Here is a 14701-nt window from a genome sequence, read left to right on the forward strand (position 1 = left end):
TAGCTACCGTTTCCGGTAGTTATCCCTGTCTTGTGGGCAGGTTGCCTACGTGTTACTCACCCGTCCGCCGCTAGGTTAATTAGAAGCAAGCTTCTAATTAACCCCGCTCGACTTGCATGTATTAGGCACGCCGCCAGCGTTCGTCCTGAGCCAGGATCAAACTCTCCATTAAAGACGTTACAAAGTAACGTCAACCTGTTTCATCTTCATCCACTCCAAGGAGAAGAACCGAAGATGAAACAATATAGAAAGAGCGATTAGCTCATGTTGAAACTGACGAGATAAAATATCTCTTTTGGATTTTGTAAACAAAATCCGTACTCACTCGTTGTTCAGTTTTCAAAGATCAAACTTGCGTAACTCTTTACTTTAACTCACTTTGTTTCTTCACCGCATCTCAGCGGCGACTTAAATAATATATCATGTTTCTTTTATCTTTGCAACACTTTTTTTAAGAGAATTTTTCAATTAATTCTAATTTGTTTTTATGTTGCTAATCATCTTGTAAAAGACAACTATAAGAATATACCACATGACTACGCTAATTAGCAACATCTTTTTTAGTGACATTATTCATGTGTAGGATTACTGCATTAAAAAAAGAGACTATCATTCTCAACTAGCAGAATAACAGCCTCTTTAACATTTATTCCTTTCACCTTATGACTAACAAATCGGGACGGTACTAGTGTTTACCTCTTTCTTATATTTATCTGCGTCAGTCATTAATCCATGGATTTTGACGTGCACGAGCACTATAGGATGAGGAGCGAGATCTTCCTCCTGTCGATTTACGGGATTTATGCTTCTTAACAGTAGCATGTTCACTTGAAACCTTGGCTTTAGATGTTTCTTCCTTGGATGTACTGCTAGAGTTGTCTTTTGATTTGCCTTTAGACGCGCTATCGTCTTTTTTTGAAGAAGCACCTTCATTTTGCGATGGAATAGTCAGATTGTTACCTACCTCTTGCGTTCCCGGAGAGGCTGACGCCGACTCGATGTTTCCTTCCCGGCATCCGCAGTCTGGCATAAACATATAGGGCGTTGTATATCCCTCTAATGGATACATAGGTGCATTTCCATGTGCGAACGGATGATATGGATGATTCGCGGCGTGTTGAGCCATTGGTTGGCTAAAGTCGGACACGTATCCACTTGCAGGCATACTATATTGTGGTCCTCCCCATGCGTTGCCCCACTGGCTACCCTGGACTGCACTCTCTGGTTGCTGCTGCGGACCCCCTTGGTGGATAAATGGAGGATAGACAGGATAGGATGTATTTTCAGACGCTTCATGACTCGGATAATATCCAGGGGTGCAGCAGCAATCTGAATAGGCAGGATAAGGTGTGGGATGAGCATGTATGGGTGCTGCTGTCTGCACAGGTCCCCAGCACCATGGATGCTCACAGTCATGATGATAGCCCTGATCTGCAACTACAGTAGGAGAGGCATGTTCTGCAAAGGAAGTATTTACAGGAGCATTCCCCCAATTCTGAGGAGACCCAATCCCCGGATACAACGAGTTCGGCATTGCATTTATTGGCGGACTGTAATCAAATGTCGGTTGCTGTAATGGCCATGAGGAATTTTCCATCGGCTTCGAGCTTGTGCAGCCACAAAACTTTTCAGTTACAGGTTGCTTTTCGATATTAATTGGAAGCTGCGGTTTAGGTGCAATCGGTTGAGTGACTATAGGTTGGGTGACTATAGGTTGCATTTGTTGAGGTGGGGCAGGTTGAGTAATTATGGGCTGCAATTGAGGTGGAGCAGGATTTACAGGCGCCATATTGACAGGTGCCATGTTCACGGGTGCCATATTGACGGGCGCCATAGGAGCTTCAGGCAGTTTTAATTCAGGAAGCTTAGGAGGATTCACTGTTTCTTTCGGCTGTGTCATTTCTTCTTTAGGGCTAGGCATATTCTCCGGTTTAGGCTGTGTTAATTCCGCCTTGGGCTGGGTAAGTTCTTCCTTGGTCGGGGATTCGGTTTTAGGCTGTGTCATCTCTTCTTTCACTGCGGTATTTTTTTTATTCATAGAAAGATCAGATGCGTTTTCTTTGTAGTGTGGAATATTAACTGTTTCTCCAACCAGAAGTGCGTTCGGGTTTTTAAGTTGGGAATTGGCATCAATAATTATCTTAAGCGGTACATTCCACGCCTTGGACAACTTCCATAACGTATCACCTTGCTTAACCTTGTGTTGATAGACCGTTGACGGCTGTGTTTCCATCGTAACAGGATCTGTCGGAATTTTGATTTTCTCACCGATGCTCAACTGATTAGGGTCTGCCAATTGGGGATTGGCGGCAATAACTTTCTCTAGTGTCACATTATACTTCTGTGCCAGTAAGTATAGAGTGTCACCTTTTTTGACGATGTGTATTTTCACAGGTCACAAACCTCCTAGACTTTCGTTCGGGCGGGATAAACGCCCGGCTTCTGTTATTACATCCTATGCACCTCCCGGGCGAATGACCCCCTACAAACAAAAAAATCCTCTCAACCGAATACTCTTACAAGCATTCAGTCAAAAGGATCTCGATTATTTTAGTCCTGCCACACTTTATAGCCATCCTGATCCACAATCTTCCGGAACTCAGCCAGAAGCTCCAAAGTCACTGGACCAGCAACACCGGAGCCAATCGTACGACCATCTACTTCATAAGCTGCAATCACTTCTGCCGCAGTTCCCGTAAAAAACACCTCGTCCGCGACATATACATCATGCAATGTAAAAGGTTGCTCCTTAAGCGAATATCCAAGCTTAGCACACAAATCGATGATAGCATTACGAGTAATCCCCTCAAGCGCTCCCAAATAACAAGGCGGTGTGTACAACACTCTATTTTTGACAATGAAAATGTTGTCAGCAGAACCTTCCGTCACATATCCTTGGGAATTGAGCATAATAGCCTCACCTACACCAGCATAGTTAGATTGGATCTTCACCAGGATATTGTTGAGGTAGTTCAATGATTTAATCTTTGGATTCAAAGCATCCGGGATGTTGCGACGCTGAGAGACAGAGATTGTCTTCAGGCCTGTCAAATAAGCTTCTTCCGGGTAAATGGCGAGCTGCTCGACGATAATGATGACACTCGCTTTTGCACAACGAAGGGGATCCAAACCTAGATTTCCAGCACCACGGGATACAACCAATCGAATATATCCATTACGCATTTCGTTAAGTCGAATCGTTTCAGCCATGGCTTCCAACATTTCATCAGGAGACAACGGAATGTTCAACTGAATAGATTTCGCAGAATCATACAGACGCTCTAAATGCTCCTTACATTTAAAAATATTTCCGTTATAAATACGAATACCCTCAAATATACCGTCTCCGTACAAGAAACCATGGTCATATACGGAAACCTTTGCGTTCTCCTTAGTTACATGCTGCCCATCCAGATAGATCCATTGTTCTGCCATTACAACCACACCTCCGATTAATGTTCCTTCAAAATAGGTTCGATCGCTGCTTCAACATACTTGTAGCTTGGATAAGAGCCAAGAATGCGTACATGGCACCCCAAAGCCTCGATCTCTGCAAAGGCTGCCGGAAGCAAAACGGAATGCAGAGATTCCAGAACTTCAATGTAAAAATAATAATTCCCCAATTGCTTTTTGGTCGGACGCGATTCAATACGAGACAGGTTTAACCTGCGCCATGCAAATGCAGATAAAACCTGATGCAGCGCTCCCGGGAAATCCTGTGGCGGCGTGACCAAAATACTGGTTCGCTGGCCTTCTGGCGTACGCGGGAACCTTACAGGTTCATGTCCAATCAAGACAAAGCGGGTAAAATTGTTATCGTGATCCGTCACCTTGCTGGCCAAAATGTCCAATCCGTGTTTGGCAGCCGCAAGCTTGGTTCCGAGAGCGGTCCAACCTTTACCTGGGTTATGTTTAACAATTTCGACGGCTTCGGCCGTACTTCCTGCACTCTCCAGCTCAGCTTGAGGAGCGAAAGCTTGTATGAATTCTTTACATTGGGGAAGCGCTACAGGATGGGACATAATTTTGACCACTTTGCTCAAATCCAGCTCGTCCTGATCCCCAAGAAATTCACTACGATGTCCAATAAGATTTTGAATCGAAGGATATACCCATTCCGCCTGCATTGGAATGTCTACCTCATGTACAAGCCAGTCCATATGCAAACTCACAGAGCCGTCAATCGTATTTTCAATAGGAATTACACTATAGTCTGCCTGTCCCTTGTCTATTGCCTGAAATACGTCTGCTATATGTTTGTAAAATAGAAGTTCACAGGGTGTATCTCCTAACAAATATTTAATCGCTTCATGAGAAACAGTCCCCTCAGGAAGAAGTGCAATTCGTTTCATATCGTAAGTTCCCCTTTAATCATATCCATAAAAGGGTGTGTATTCCCTTCCGTATATACTTTAACCCCTTCAACCTCTGGGCGCAATTTCAAAACAGACGCAGTGATCCCTTCTTTGTTCATTGTCTCCGTTAAATACTGTTCAAGCTCCGCTTTGCGATTTTCCCGTTGATCCATCAATGCCAGCAACGTCGGTCCAGCACCACTAAGGGCCACACCCAATGCACCATAATGGTGCGCATCCTGTAGGATCTCTGTCATACCCGGCACTAGTGCCGCGCGGTAAGGCTGATGAAGCTGATCCCGCATCGCTTCGGCGATTAGATCTGTTCGGCCCGATGCCAATGCCGCTACCAGCATTGAAGCATGACTTATATTATATACAGCATCCTTCAAGGATACGTGGGTAGGCAGGACCTCTCTGGCCTTCGACGTAGACAGTTGAAAATCTGGAATAACTACCATTACCTCTAGATTAGCATCCGGTTCAATCCGTAAGTGCTTGGCATGCTCGCCATCCCACATAGCAGTAATAATACCACCAAACAGAGAGGCTCCGACATTGTCCGGATGCTTTTCGATAGCGCTTGCCATGTCAAATAGCTTGGAATCCGACAGAGGCGAGCCAATCAGCGTATTAGCAGCCACCAGGGCACCTACAATGGCGGAAGCACTGCTGCCCAAACCACGGGTAAGCGGAATATCCGAGTACATCGAAATTTCCAGCTCAGGAACAGATACACCTGCTTCACGAAAAACCATTTGTGCTACCTTGTAAATCAAATTGGTTTTATCTTGGGGAACGCCATTCATTTGATCTCCGTACAGATGGTAAGCTGTCTGCTCGGCCTCTTTTAATTCAATCCATGCGTATAGAGACAACGCCATGCCCAATGTATCAAAGCCAGGTCCTAGGTTAGCCGTACTCGCAGGCACGCGCACTCTTGCTGTTTTCAAAACGGTCATACAAATGATTCCTCCTGCTTTTATTGACTATCCCTCTACCCGATATACACTCTTGATGCGGCGAATCACGTCCAAAGTTTCAAAATGCTCTAAAACCTTTTTCATACTTGCTTTGCTAGCTAAATGAGTCACGATAATAATTTCAGCATCGGGATTAGTCTCATTCGGTTGCTGCACGACAGATGCCAAACTGACATTGAATTCAGCAAATACCTGCGTAATCTGTGCCAATACCCCCGCTTTATCATCCACGTGCAAAAGCACGAAATTTTTGAAATACACGTCTTCGTCATTGCAAATTTTTTTAGGATTGTAGGGTACGATTGCTTTAAGCCCATTTACGCCGAGTTTGAGGTTTTTCACTACAGCTACCAGGTCAGCCACAACTGATGTAGCTGTTGGCATTTCACCTGCACCTGCACCATAAAACATGGTTTCACCCACCGCTTCACCATGTACATAAACTGCGTTGAACACCCCGTTCACCGAAGCTAATGGATGCTGCTTGCGCACCATAGTTGGCTGAACATTAATCGTAAATTCATCACCTTGACGCTCTGCAATGCCAAGTAATTTCATTTCATATCCTAATCTTTTAGCAAAAGCAATATCTTCACTGGTTACCTTGGAAATGCCGCTCACGCTTACATCCTTGAGCTCTACATTGGAACGGAAACCAAGGGTCCCAAGTATCGCCATCTTTCGGGCCGCATCCAATCCTTCGACATCTGAGGTCGGATCAGATTCTGCGTATCCAAGCTCTTGGGCTTCCTTAAGAACCTCCTCATACGAGGCTCCTTCCTGGCTCATTTTAGTTAAAATATAGTTTGTTGTCCCGTTCACAATCCCCATAATGCGGGTAATACGGTCAGAGGAGAAACCTTCGATGAGCGTACGAATGATCGGTATACCGCCCGCTACGCTAGCCTCATAAAAAATATCACATTGTTTTTCCTGTGCCTTTGCCAATACTTCAGAACCGTGCAATGCCATTAAGTCCTTGTTGGCCGTTACAATGTGCTTGCCCCTCTCTAGCGCTTCGAGAATGTACTCCTTCGTCTGATCAATCCCACCCATGACTTCGATAATCACATCAATTTCAGGATCTCGAATGACTTCCCACGGGTCCTCCGTAAGCTTGGCGGTGTCCACTTCAATGGCACGATACTTATCTATGTTTTTTACAGCTATTTTTTCAATGACGATCGGTGAACCGACTTGTCTGCTCAAGTCTTCCTGATTACCCTCAACGATTCGAACGACTCCCGTACCTACAGTCCCCAAGCCTAACAATCCTACTTTGACCGGTTTCATCCATTCCCCTCCTGCAACTTTTATCTAACGAACTGTATCGCTCAGCCTTGCCCAATCAGGCGGACCCGCTTGACTCCAGAAATGCTCTCCAAGCCCTCCAGCAGAACACCCAATTCATCACTAAGCCTGGACATTTCTACTGAGATGACTACGTTGGCTCTGCCTTGCAGTGGAATACTTTGCTGGATCGTCAGCACATTACCTCCGTAATCTGCCACTCTACCGAGCACCCTGGACAGCATGCCGGATTGATGCTCTAGATCAATAGAGATATTGACAATTCGCTCGCGCTCCAACTGGTTAACCAAATGTATGCCATCTTTATATTTATAAAAGGCGCTTCGGCTTAGCCCAACTTGCTCCACGGCATCATGCACGGTTTTAACATCTCCCGAAGCCAGCAGCAGTTTTACCTGTATGGTCTTAACAATAGCTTCAGGCAAAATATCTTCCCGTACCAAGTAATAGCGCTCTTTCAAGAACGTCCTCTCCTCAAAGACTTATGTTTTTGTATAGAGGACATTATATCGAAACTCTTGAAAATCGGCAAGCTAACAATACAAAAAACGGCTACTGCCTTCTATAGAATTCCCTATAGTGCAGTAACCGTTCAGGTTTTAAAGCCTTATTTAATTTTTAGTAGTAGCTGCTACCTTCTACAAATTCGAACTCGAAATCAGCAATGCGGACAGATGTACCATCTGTGGCACCACGCTTGCGTAGCTCAGCATCCACACCCATATGACGCAACGTTCTTGCTAATTTTAAGATAGCATCGTGTGAGTTCATCTGCATACGCTTCATCATGCGCTCAATTTTGGGGCTGTGCACCACGAATGTGTCGTTTTCACGTACGATCGTAAAGCCCTCGTCTTCGGCCGTATCCAACTTAAATACCTTACGTTCATTGACTTCTGCTACTTCCTCAACAACCGGCTCGTCCGGTATTTGATCCAACAGATCAGCAGCCCGATAGAGCAGTTCCTTTACACCCTGACGTGTCAAAGAGGAAATAGGCATGATTTCAAGGTCAGGACGTATCGCAGCAATTTGCTCTTTGAAGTGAGCAAGATTTTCTTCAGCTTCCGGCATATCCATTTTATTGGCCGCCACAATTTGTGGACGCTCAGCCAGAGCTGCATTATATTGCTTTAATTCGTCGTTTATTTTGGTCCAGTCTTCAAACGGGTCACGCCCTTCAGAGCCCGCCATATCCACAACATGGATAATGATTCGCGTCCGCTCAATATGCCGCAGGAATTCATGACCCAGTCCAGTGCCTTCATGAGCTCCTTCGATCAAACCAGGCAAATCGGCCATCACAAAGTTCCGCTGATCCCCCACATCTACGACGCCCAGATTTGGGGTAATCGTTGTAAAGTGGTATGCGCCAATTTTAGGTTTTGCGGAAGATACAACTGACAACAAGGTAGACTTTCCTACACTAGGAAATCCGACCAAGCCTACGTCAGCCATCACTTTTAACTCAAGTGTAATATAACGTTCTTGCCCCTCCGCACCGTTTTCAGCCAATTCAGGCGCTGGATTGCTCGGTGTAGCAAAACGAATATTACCGCGTCCTCCGCGTCCTCCTTTAGCTACAACGACCTGTTGGCCATGACGTGTCATATCTGCCAATACTTCACCAGTGTCATCATCCATGATAACTGTTCCCGGTGGTATACGGACGATCATGTGCTCTGCGTTGGCTCCGTGTTGGCTTTTGTTGCGACCTTTTACTCCACGCTGGGCTTTAAAATGCCGTTGGTATCGAAAATCCATCAAGGTGCGCAAACCCTCATCTACACGGAAAATCACATCTCCACCGTTCCCTCCGTCACCACCAGCTGGGCCACCATTAGGAACATATTTCTCACGGCGAAACGCAATTAATCCGTCTCCACCGTCACCGCCTTTAACAAAAATCTTCGCTTTATCTACAAACATGGTTACACCTTCCTTATGTCTGGCACTGCATTCGAATTTGAAGCATATCTCCTGTAGGGAGCTTCTCTGTTCGAAGGCGTTCACTTCCGAGTACGGATCTGACCTGCTTTAGTATATTTAAATCGGCAGGTATGTCACTTCCTTCAAAGCGGACGATAACATCATTCTGATCCATACCGAAATAAAGTGTCAATCTGCGCACTTCTCCCCAGGACGACCGGCCCCCGCCATATTGATACGCACGCACCGTTTGTATGACGGCCGAGGCAAGCGACTCGCCGTCTTCGGGAGACATGACAGCGTCTAACTTTAACTCTTCCTCAACCTGTACCGACAATTGTAAATTTCCGGCGTTCACGCGAAAAGACTGCAAATAAAACACCAGCGAGGGAATACCCAGCTTAGATATTTTACTGTCTTCCGACACCCGCCCTTTTATTGTTTCCACATAAGCAGCTGATTTATCATGCTTATTCATACGAATATAGCCATAAAGCACCTGTAAATCATTCATCCAGTCATGCCGATGATGGTTAAGCGTCGCTATCGCTGTACGCTCAAAAGAACGCAAAGCAGCTTTCCGCTCAAGTTCAACCTGTCTATGGGTATACCACATACCAAAACAAGCAGCAGCTACAGCCCACACAGCTAGTATGATAATCGTTAATGCTTTGGGATAGAGCAGTGAAAAAACCAAAGGAATCAGAATGGAACCCAACGCCAGATAAGGCGCTCTTATCCGCTGGAACATGGCTTCTCTCCGTTCTGCGATAATTAAATGGACTAGTCAACAACCTTAATCCAGTATAGCACAGACTAACTTTCCAGTTCATTACCATCATGCAAAAAAGCCTCCGACAAAAGTGCCGGAGGCTTTTCAGCGTGTCTAAGCCGCTATTAAGCTTCTACAGTAGCTGCTACTGGAGCAACGTCGATCGGGTAGATGCTCACCTTTTTGCGATCACGGCCCCAACGTTCGAACTTCACAACGCCGTCCACTTTCGCGAACAGAGTGTCGTCCTTACCGATGCCCACGTTCGTGCCCGGGTGAATTTTCGTTCCGCGTTGACGAACCAAGATGCTACCGCCGGTAACTGCTTGACCGTCAGCACGTTTCACTCCAAGACGTTTCGATCTGCTGTCACGTCCGTTTTTTGTGGAACCTACACCTTTTTTCGATGCGAATAACTGAAGATCCAATGTCAATTTCAACATGATGTCTACCTCCTTCTTTGTTTATTTTCTATTTGAATATACTTACCGTATGATTCAGCAATGCTTGTCAGCATAATCACCATGGACTCCAACAACAGTTGAACCTGTGCGTTCGCATCATGATAACTTTCAGGAGATAGATACGCGCTTAAAAAGCCGTTTTCCATTTCCGTTTCCACTTCAACGTCCGTAAGAGCTACAATCGAATTGACAGTTCCTACGGTTACCGCTGAAACACCAGCACACACGATATCTTCGCCAGACTTAGCAAAATTCGCATGGCCTTTAACAGAAAACCCCTGTATGCTGCCATCCTCCAGTCGTATAATACGCACGATAATCAATTATCGCACCCTCTTACGCTTGGATTTTTTCAATCGTCACTTTCGTGTACGGTTGACGATGACCTTGCTTCACATGGTAGTTCTTTTTAGGTTTGTATTTGTATACAACGACCTTTTGACCTTGACCATGCTTCTCAACTTTAGCCGTTACAGAAGCTCCAGAAAGAAGCGGTGTACCTGCTGTCAAGCCATTGTCGCCGGACACTGCCAGAACACGATCGAACGTTACAGTTTCACCATCATTAGCTTCCAACTTCTCGATGAACAATACGTCGCCCTCTTGAACTTTGTATTGCTTACCACCTGTTTCGATAATTGCGTACATTTGCTTGCACCTCCTTATGTCTCAGACTCGCCTAATAGCAGGTGGCAGTTTCTTTAAGATACTGCACTTCAGTACCTGATTGGAGCGGTTACAGCATGTGCAGCCAATCTTACGCATCACACATACTAAATGATTGTAGCACAAGCTTCGTACACATTCAACCTTTAGTTTTGAAATAATTTTGATTACGCACGTTCTATACGAGAGTCTTTTCTTCACGCACTTTTTTGCGGGTCATTTCCAGTAAACCTAACCGCGTCCAACCGACAACATAGGATTTAGTCCGGTCCTTTTTTAATCTTGCCTCCAGCACAGAGGATACTTCCCTACGATTCTCCTCTTGTTCCATATCAATAAAATCAATGATGATAATACCACCAATATCACGGACACGTACCAGGCGGGCAATTTCTTCTGCTGCTTCAATGTTAGTCTGGGTCACCGTCTCTTCCAGATTACTGCCGCCCGTAAACTTCCCAGTATTCACATCAACGACGGTCAATGCCTCCGTATGATCAATGACAATGTATCCGCCACCCTGAAGCCATACCTTTCGCGCAAAATCGCGTTCCAGCTGCTCATGAATGCCATAAGCTTTGAAAATCGTTTCTTCTGCACTGCGAAATATACTTACATGAGCTTTCGCAGAACCGATCTGTTGCAGCATTATTTCTGCATCCTTTGCTTGCTCCTCACTGTCAATGACCAGTTCATCCTGCTCAGGTGTAAACACATCGCGAATTAAACGCTGAACGATACTCAGATCTCGGTGCAATTCACACGGTGCGGAGTGTTCGCTCGCTTTACGCTGAATAGCCACCCATTGCTTACGTAGTTGATTCAGATCATTTTCAATCGCCTCTATACTCATTTCCTCTGAAACCGTACGAATGATGAGCCCTTCCTCACCCGTGCGTAGCTGCTCTCCCATGGCTTTCAAACGGGCACGTTCTCCCTCACGCTCAATCTTCTTGGATACGGCCACATAATCAGCCCGGGGCATATATACAATCCAGCGGCCCGGAAGTGAAAAATGAGTGGTCACCCTGGCTCCTTTGCTACCAACCGCCTCTTTTAATACTTGTACTACAATTTCCTGCCCCACCTTTAACAGTTCAGAAATGGACGGCTTTACCTCTGGTTGCTTGTCCAAATGGGCATGAAGTACGTCATCCACATACAAAAAGGCATTCTTGCGCTGTCCAATGTCAACAAAGGCGGCTTGCATTCCCGGTAGCACATTGACCACCCTAGCTTTGAAAAAAGAACCTAGAATTCCCCGTTTTCGCGGTAGTTCAGCCGCATATTCAACCAACCGTCCCTCTTCCAACAGTGCCATTTGGGTCATCTGCTGTTGGCATTGTACAATCATTTGCTTCATGGTTTTTCAACCTCTCTGAATACAGCCTCTTCCTCAATTCATAAAACATTATTTGGGCTTGGATTCTCCACCATTTGGCGGGCGTGCCGCAAAATAAGAACGTATAAGTCGTTGTTCCGGCAATACAGCTACAATCCGTCCCTGTTCATTCATAACGTAAACCATATGATATCGATCTCTTCTGAAAAGACGCAAAACAGGCTCCAAATGTTTCACTGGCAGGGATACAATAGGTAAAGCAATGCTTCCTTTAGCCGCTTCGCGGTAAAAAAGCTCGTCCCTCCCCAGCAAAAAACGTATAAAACGGTAAGGGATATTCCGATAATCCACAATATTAGAATAAAGCAAAAAAATCCCTACCGCCAGCAGATTTAAATGTAAAGGCTCATCTTGCCTTAATAACGGCGAAATACCATACAGGCAAAACAGCAGACTGGTTACGATACTGGCTCTAAAAGTCCATACTAATGTGCGATGATAAGAAAAGAATAAGCTGATCAGCGACTGTAATATTTTCCCACCATCGAGCGGTAAAATGGGCAACAAATTAAACAATGCAATAACAGCATTCCCTTGAATTATATAATTTACATAATCATGCTCCAACCCACTCACATGCCTAAGCCACAAAAGGATGATGATCATGATTCCGTTTTGCAGGGGGCCCGCTAGGGCAATGACAATCTCCTTCCACGCATTGAGCTTCCCCTGATCTTCAATGACAGCCACTCCTCCAAAGGGTAACATCTGTATGGAAAGTAAGCGCGCTCCCAGCAACGAAGCAGCTGTCGCATGACCTAGTTCATGTATAAACACCAGTGTAAATAAAGTCATGATCTCAATGAAATGTCCAGTTAATACAGAGGTCAGCATAACCAGTACAAACAGTGGATGCAGTGATAAGGTCACCCCTCGGACATTAATCAAGGGCTACCACTTCCGACGGGTCAATGTATTGATCCCCTCTTTGAATTGCCAAAAATAAAGTTGCCACCTCACTACCGCCGTGATTTGCTGGCAATACACCGATCTCTTCACCCTCCTGAACCCAATCGTTCACTTTTAAGATAGAGCGTGAAAGTCTTCCGTAAGTTGCTGTGATGCCACCAGTGTGACGAACTGTAACCGAAATCCCACTTTTGGGATGGTTTAATACGTCTAATACACGTCCTGCATCTATACTTTTAACAGCGATTGCCCCGTTATCGGTAACATTCGGCGTAATTTCTACTCCTTTAAGGCTCAGTACAAACGGCTGTGTTATATTGCCTTCAATCGGTGGAGAGCCCTTTCGACTAGCGTCTACCTGGTTCGTTTCATGCTCCTCGCCAAAAATCGGTAAAAAGGAAGGAGCTCCGTCAAAATAAGTTTTATACCATTGTCCGGCGGCTACAAAATCCATGTCCTTATTCAAGGCATCCGCGACAAACATTCTCAAATTTACTGCATAGGGAATATCCCAGCGAAATAAGCCCCATACCACTCCAAACAACACTGTTGCTATGACAGTTCTGCGCCAAAAGGAACTCCAAAAAGACGGACCACGATTTGCCCCAAAAGATTGCTGCCAACGTTGTCGATCATTTTTCCACTCGGTTTCTGGGTCTCTGGGCGAGTTGGCACTGACTACAGGCATCGATTTCATTTCTCTGTACCCATACCTGTTCTGATCTATGCCTGAGGAATACGCCTCCGCTTTGTTTCCCTCGATTAGCTGCTGTATACGTTCTTTTCTGCGCTGCTTGATTCCGGAATTTTTGTCCATCTTATTCAGCCCCCTCAGCGAGGTAAGTTTATTACATCTTATGAGGACGGGCTTCAACTTATGTTGTCCGGGTGGGAATTACATACCCTAAAAAATCAAAAAAACCGGCGCTAGCGCACCGGATATGTTTTGTATTTATAACATTTATGTAATGACCTAAATTTACGAACCATTATCATAGAAATTAAAAAAGCAAACCAAAAACACTTAAATAAGTTGCCACTTATTTAAGTGTCTAGTATTACAAATGAACGCTACTGTAACACTTACCTTAGAAATCTTCCTGTTTTCCTTATCCACCCATACCAAAAAATTTCTTAAAGCGTGTCATCACGCTCTTCTTCTGGTCCAGCTGCATAAGAGGCACAGTATCGCCCAAGATTCGTCTCGCAATGTTCCGATAGGCAATCGCTGCCTGTGCATCCGGATTCATAACAGTAGGCTCTCCTGTATTAGCTGCTTTAATTACCATTTCATCATCCGGTACAATCCCAATAAGGTCTATGCTAAGCACTTGTAGAATCCCATCAATATCTAACATATCTCCGGATTTAACCATACTATTGCGAATGCGGTTAACCACTAATTTAGGTGATATCACATGTGAACTTTCCAGTAAACCAATGACCCGATCTGCATCGCGTACAGCAGCATTTTCTGGAGTAGTTACAACAATGGCCTGATCCGCACCGGCAATGGCATTTTTAAAGCCTTGCTCAATACCCGCAGGGCAGTCGATCAATATATATTCAAAATCCTTCTTAAGCTCTAAAATAATATCCTTGACCTGCTCCGGCGTAACAGCACTCTTGTCCTTGGTTTGAGCAGCTGGCAGCATATACAACTCCTCAAAACGCTTGTCCTTAACCAGTGCCTGATTCAGACGGCAACGACCTTCCGCTACATCAACAAGGTCATAAATAATCCGGTTTTCCAGACCCATCACAACGTCTAGATTACGCAAACCGATATCCGTATCCACCAAACACACCTTTTTGCCGAGCAGTGCAAGCGCTGTTCCTATATTGGCTGACGTCGTCGTTTTGCCGACGCCGCCTTTTCCTGAAGTGACGACGATAGCCTCTCCCATGTG

15 protein-coding genes, 1 rRNA gene and 1 other annotated feature are annotated in these 14701 nt (G+C 45.1%); all 16 genes read right to left on the reverse strand.

Annotated elements, in window-relative coordinates; translation table 11 throughout:
• Positions 1–172 (reverse strand): 16S ribosomal RNA (locus G9G57_RS23165); the annotation flags it as partial.
• A 546-nt stretch (positions 173–718) separates the two neighbouring features.
• A complete protein-coding gene (locus G9G57_RS23170) occupies positions 719–2392 on the reverse strand; it encodes a LysM peptidoglycan-binding domain-containing protein (protein ID WP_164965605.1) in 1674 nt (557 codons plus the stop codon).
• Between the two features lie 158 nt (positions 2393–2550).
• Positions 2551–3435: a branched-chain-amino-acid transaminase gene (gene ilvE / locus G9G57_RS23175; protein WP_164965606.1), complete on the reverse strand. Its 885-nt coding sequence runs from the start codon at positions 3433–3435 to the stop codon at positions 2551–2553.
• 17 nt (positions 3436–3452) lie between these two features.
• Positions 3453–4352: a prephenate dehydratase gene (pheA, locus tag G9G57_RS23180; RefSeq protein WP_016818437.1), complete on the reverse strand. Its 900-nt coding sequence runs from the start codon at positions 4350–4352 to the stop codon at positions 3453–3455.
• Positions 4349–5317 carry a homoserine kinase gene (thrB, locus tag G9G57_RS23185; protein ID WP_164965607.1) on the reverse strand — a complete coding sequence of 323 codons (969 nt, stop codon included), beginning with the start codon at positions 5315–5317 and terminating at the stop codon, positions 4349–4351. Before thrB ends, pheA begins: the two co-directional genes overlap by 4 nt.
• Positions 5318–5344: 27 nt before the next feature.
• A complete protein-coding gene (locus tag G9G57_RS23190) occupies positions 5345–6631 on the reverse strand; it encodes a homoserine dehydrogenase (RefSeq protein ID WP_164965608.1) in 1287 nt (428 codons plus the stop codon).
• Between the two features lie 41 nt (positions 6632–6672).
• A complete protein-coding gene (locus tag G9G57_RS23195; RefSeq protein WP_013372659.1) occupies positions 6673–7110 on the reverse strand; it encodes an ACT domain-containing protein in 438 nt (145 codons plus the stop codon).
• A gap of 157 nt (positions 7111–7267) precedes the next feature.
• Positions 7268–8578, reverse strand: coding sequence for a GTPase ObgE (obgE, locus tag G9G57_RS23200; RefSeq protein ID WP_019688406.1), 1311 nt, complete (start codon positions 8576–8578; stop codon positions 7268–7270).
• A gap of 13 nt (positions 8579–8591) precedes the next feature.
• Positions 8592–9329, reverse strand: a complete 738-nt coding sequence (locus tag G9G57_RS23205; RefSeq protein WP_164965609.1) for a Spo0B domain-containing protein — start codon at positions 9327–9329, stop codon at positions 8592–8594.
• 146 nt (positions 9330–9475) lie between these two features.
• Entirely contained in the window at positions 9476–9793 is a 318-nt protein-coding gene (gene rpmA / locus G9G57_RS23210) for a 50S ribosomal protein L27 (protein ID WP_013311590.1), read from the reverse strand.
• A 5-nt stretch (positions 9794–9798) separates the two neighbouring features.
• Complete coding sequence (locus G9G57_RS23215) at positions 9799–10137, reverse strand: ribosomal-processing cysteine protease Prp (RefSeq protein ID WP_164965610.1); 339 nt, start codon at positions 10135–10137, stop codon at positions 9799–9801.
• Positions 10138–10150: 13 nt separating this feature from the next.
• On the reverse strand, positions 10151–10462 hold the full coding sequence (gene rplU, locus G9G57_RS23220) for a 50S ribosomal protein L21 (protein WP_013372663.1): 312 nt from the start codon (positions 10460–10462) through the stop codon (positions 10151–10153).
• 13 nt (positions 10463–10475) lie between these two features.
• Positions 10476–10562 (reverse strand) — a sequence feature (ribosomal protein L21 leader region).
• 96 nt (positions 10563–10658) lie between these two features.
• Positions 10659–11843 carry an Rne/Rng family ribonuclease gene (locus G9G57_RS23225; protein ID WP_164965611.1) on the reverse strand — a complete coding sequence of 395 codons (1185 nt, stop codon included), beginning with the start codon at positions 11841–11843 and terminating at the stop codon, positions 10659–10661.
• Between the two features lie 48 nt (positions 11844–11891).
• Positions 11892–12770: a M50 family metallopeptidase gene (locus G9G57_RS23230; protein ID WP_016818430.1), complete on the reverse strand. Its 879-nt coding sequence runs from the start codon at positions 12768–12770 to the stop codon at positions 11892–11894.
• Complete coding sequence (locus tag G9G57_RS23235; RefSeq protein WP_019688408.1) at positions 12763–13608, reverse strand: peptidoglycan DD-metalloendopeptidase family protein; 846 nt, start codon at positions 13606–13608, stop codon at positions 12763–12765. Before G9G57_RS23235 ends, G9G57_RS23230 begins: the two co-directional genes overlap by 8 nt.
• Before the next feature lie 292 nt (positions 13609–13900).
• A complete protein-coding gene (gene minD, locus G9G57_RS23240) occupies positions 13901–14698 on the reverse strand; it encodes a septum site-determining protein MinD (protein WP_013372668.1) in 798 nt (265 codons plus the stop codon).
• Between the last annotated feature and the right edge of the window lie 3 nt (positions 14699–14701).

It is taken from the genome of Paenibacillus sp. EKM211P, assembly GCF_011066175.1.
Lineage (GTDB): Bacteria > Bacillota > Bacilli > Paenibacillales > Paenibacillaceae > Paenibacillus > Paenibacillus polymyxa.

Bases quoted from the DNA above. Each gene is read 5' to 3' on its own strand.
- G9G57_RS23235 (WP_019688408.1), bottom strand. From the start codon at position 13,608: ATGGACAAAAATTCCGGAATCAAGCAGCGCAGAAAAGAACGTATACAG.
- G9G57_RS23190 (WP_164965608.1), bottom strand. From the start codon at position 6,631: ATGAAACCGGTCAAAGTAGGATTGTTAGGCTTGGGGACTGTAGGTACG.
- minD (WP_013372668.1), bottom strand. From the start codon at position 14,698: ATGGGAGAGGCTATCGTCGTCACTTCAGGAAAAGGCGGCGTCGGCAAA.
- obgE (WP_019688406.1), bottom strand. From the start codon at position 8,578: ATGTTTGTAGATAAAGCGAAGATTTTTGTTAAAGGCGGTGACGGTGGA.
- thrB (WP_164965607.1), bottom strand. From the start codon at position 5,317: ATGACCGTTTTGAAAACAGCAAGAGTGCGCGTGCCTGCGAGTACGGCT.
- rpmA (WP_013311590.1), bottom strand. From the start codon at position 9,793: ATGTTGAAATTGACATTGGATCTTCAGTTATTCGCATCGAAAAAAGGT.
- rplU (WP_013372663.1), bottom strand. From the start codon at position 10,462: ATGTACGCAATTATCGAAACAGGTGGTAAGCAATACAAAGTTCAAGAG.
- ilvE (WP_164965606.1), bottom strand. From the start codon at position 3,435: ATGGCAGAACAATGGATCTATCTGGATGGGCAGCATGTAACTAAGGAG.
- pheA (WP_016818437.1), bottom strand. From the start codon at position 4,352: ATGAAACGAATTGCACTTCTTCCTGAGGGGACTGTTTCTCATGAAGCG.
- G9G57_RS23205 (WP_164965609.1), bottom strand. From the start codon at position 9,329: ATGTTCCAGCGGATAAGAGCGCCTTATCTGGCGTTGGGTTCCATTCTG.
- G9G57_RS23225 (WP_164965611.1), bottom strand. From the start codon at position 11,843: ATGAAGCAAATGATTGTACAATGCCAACAGCAGATGACCCAAATGGCA.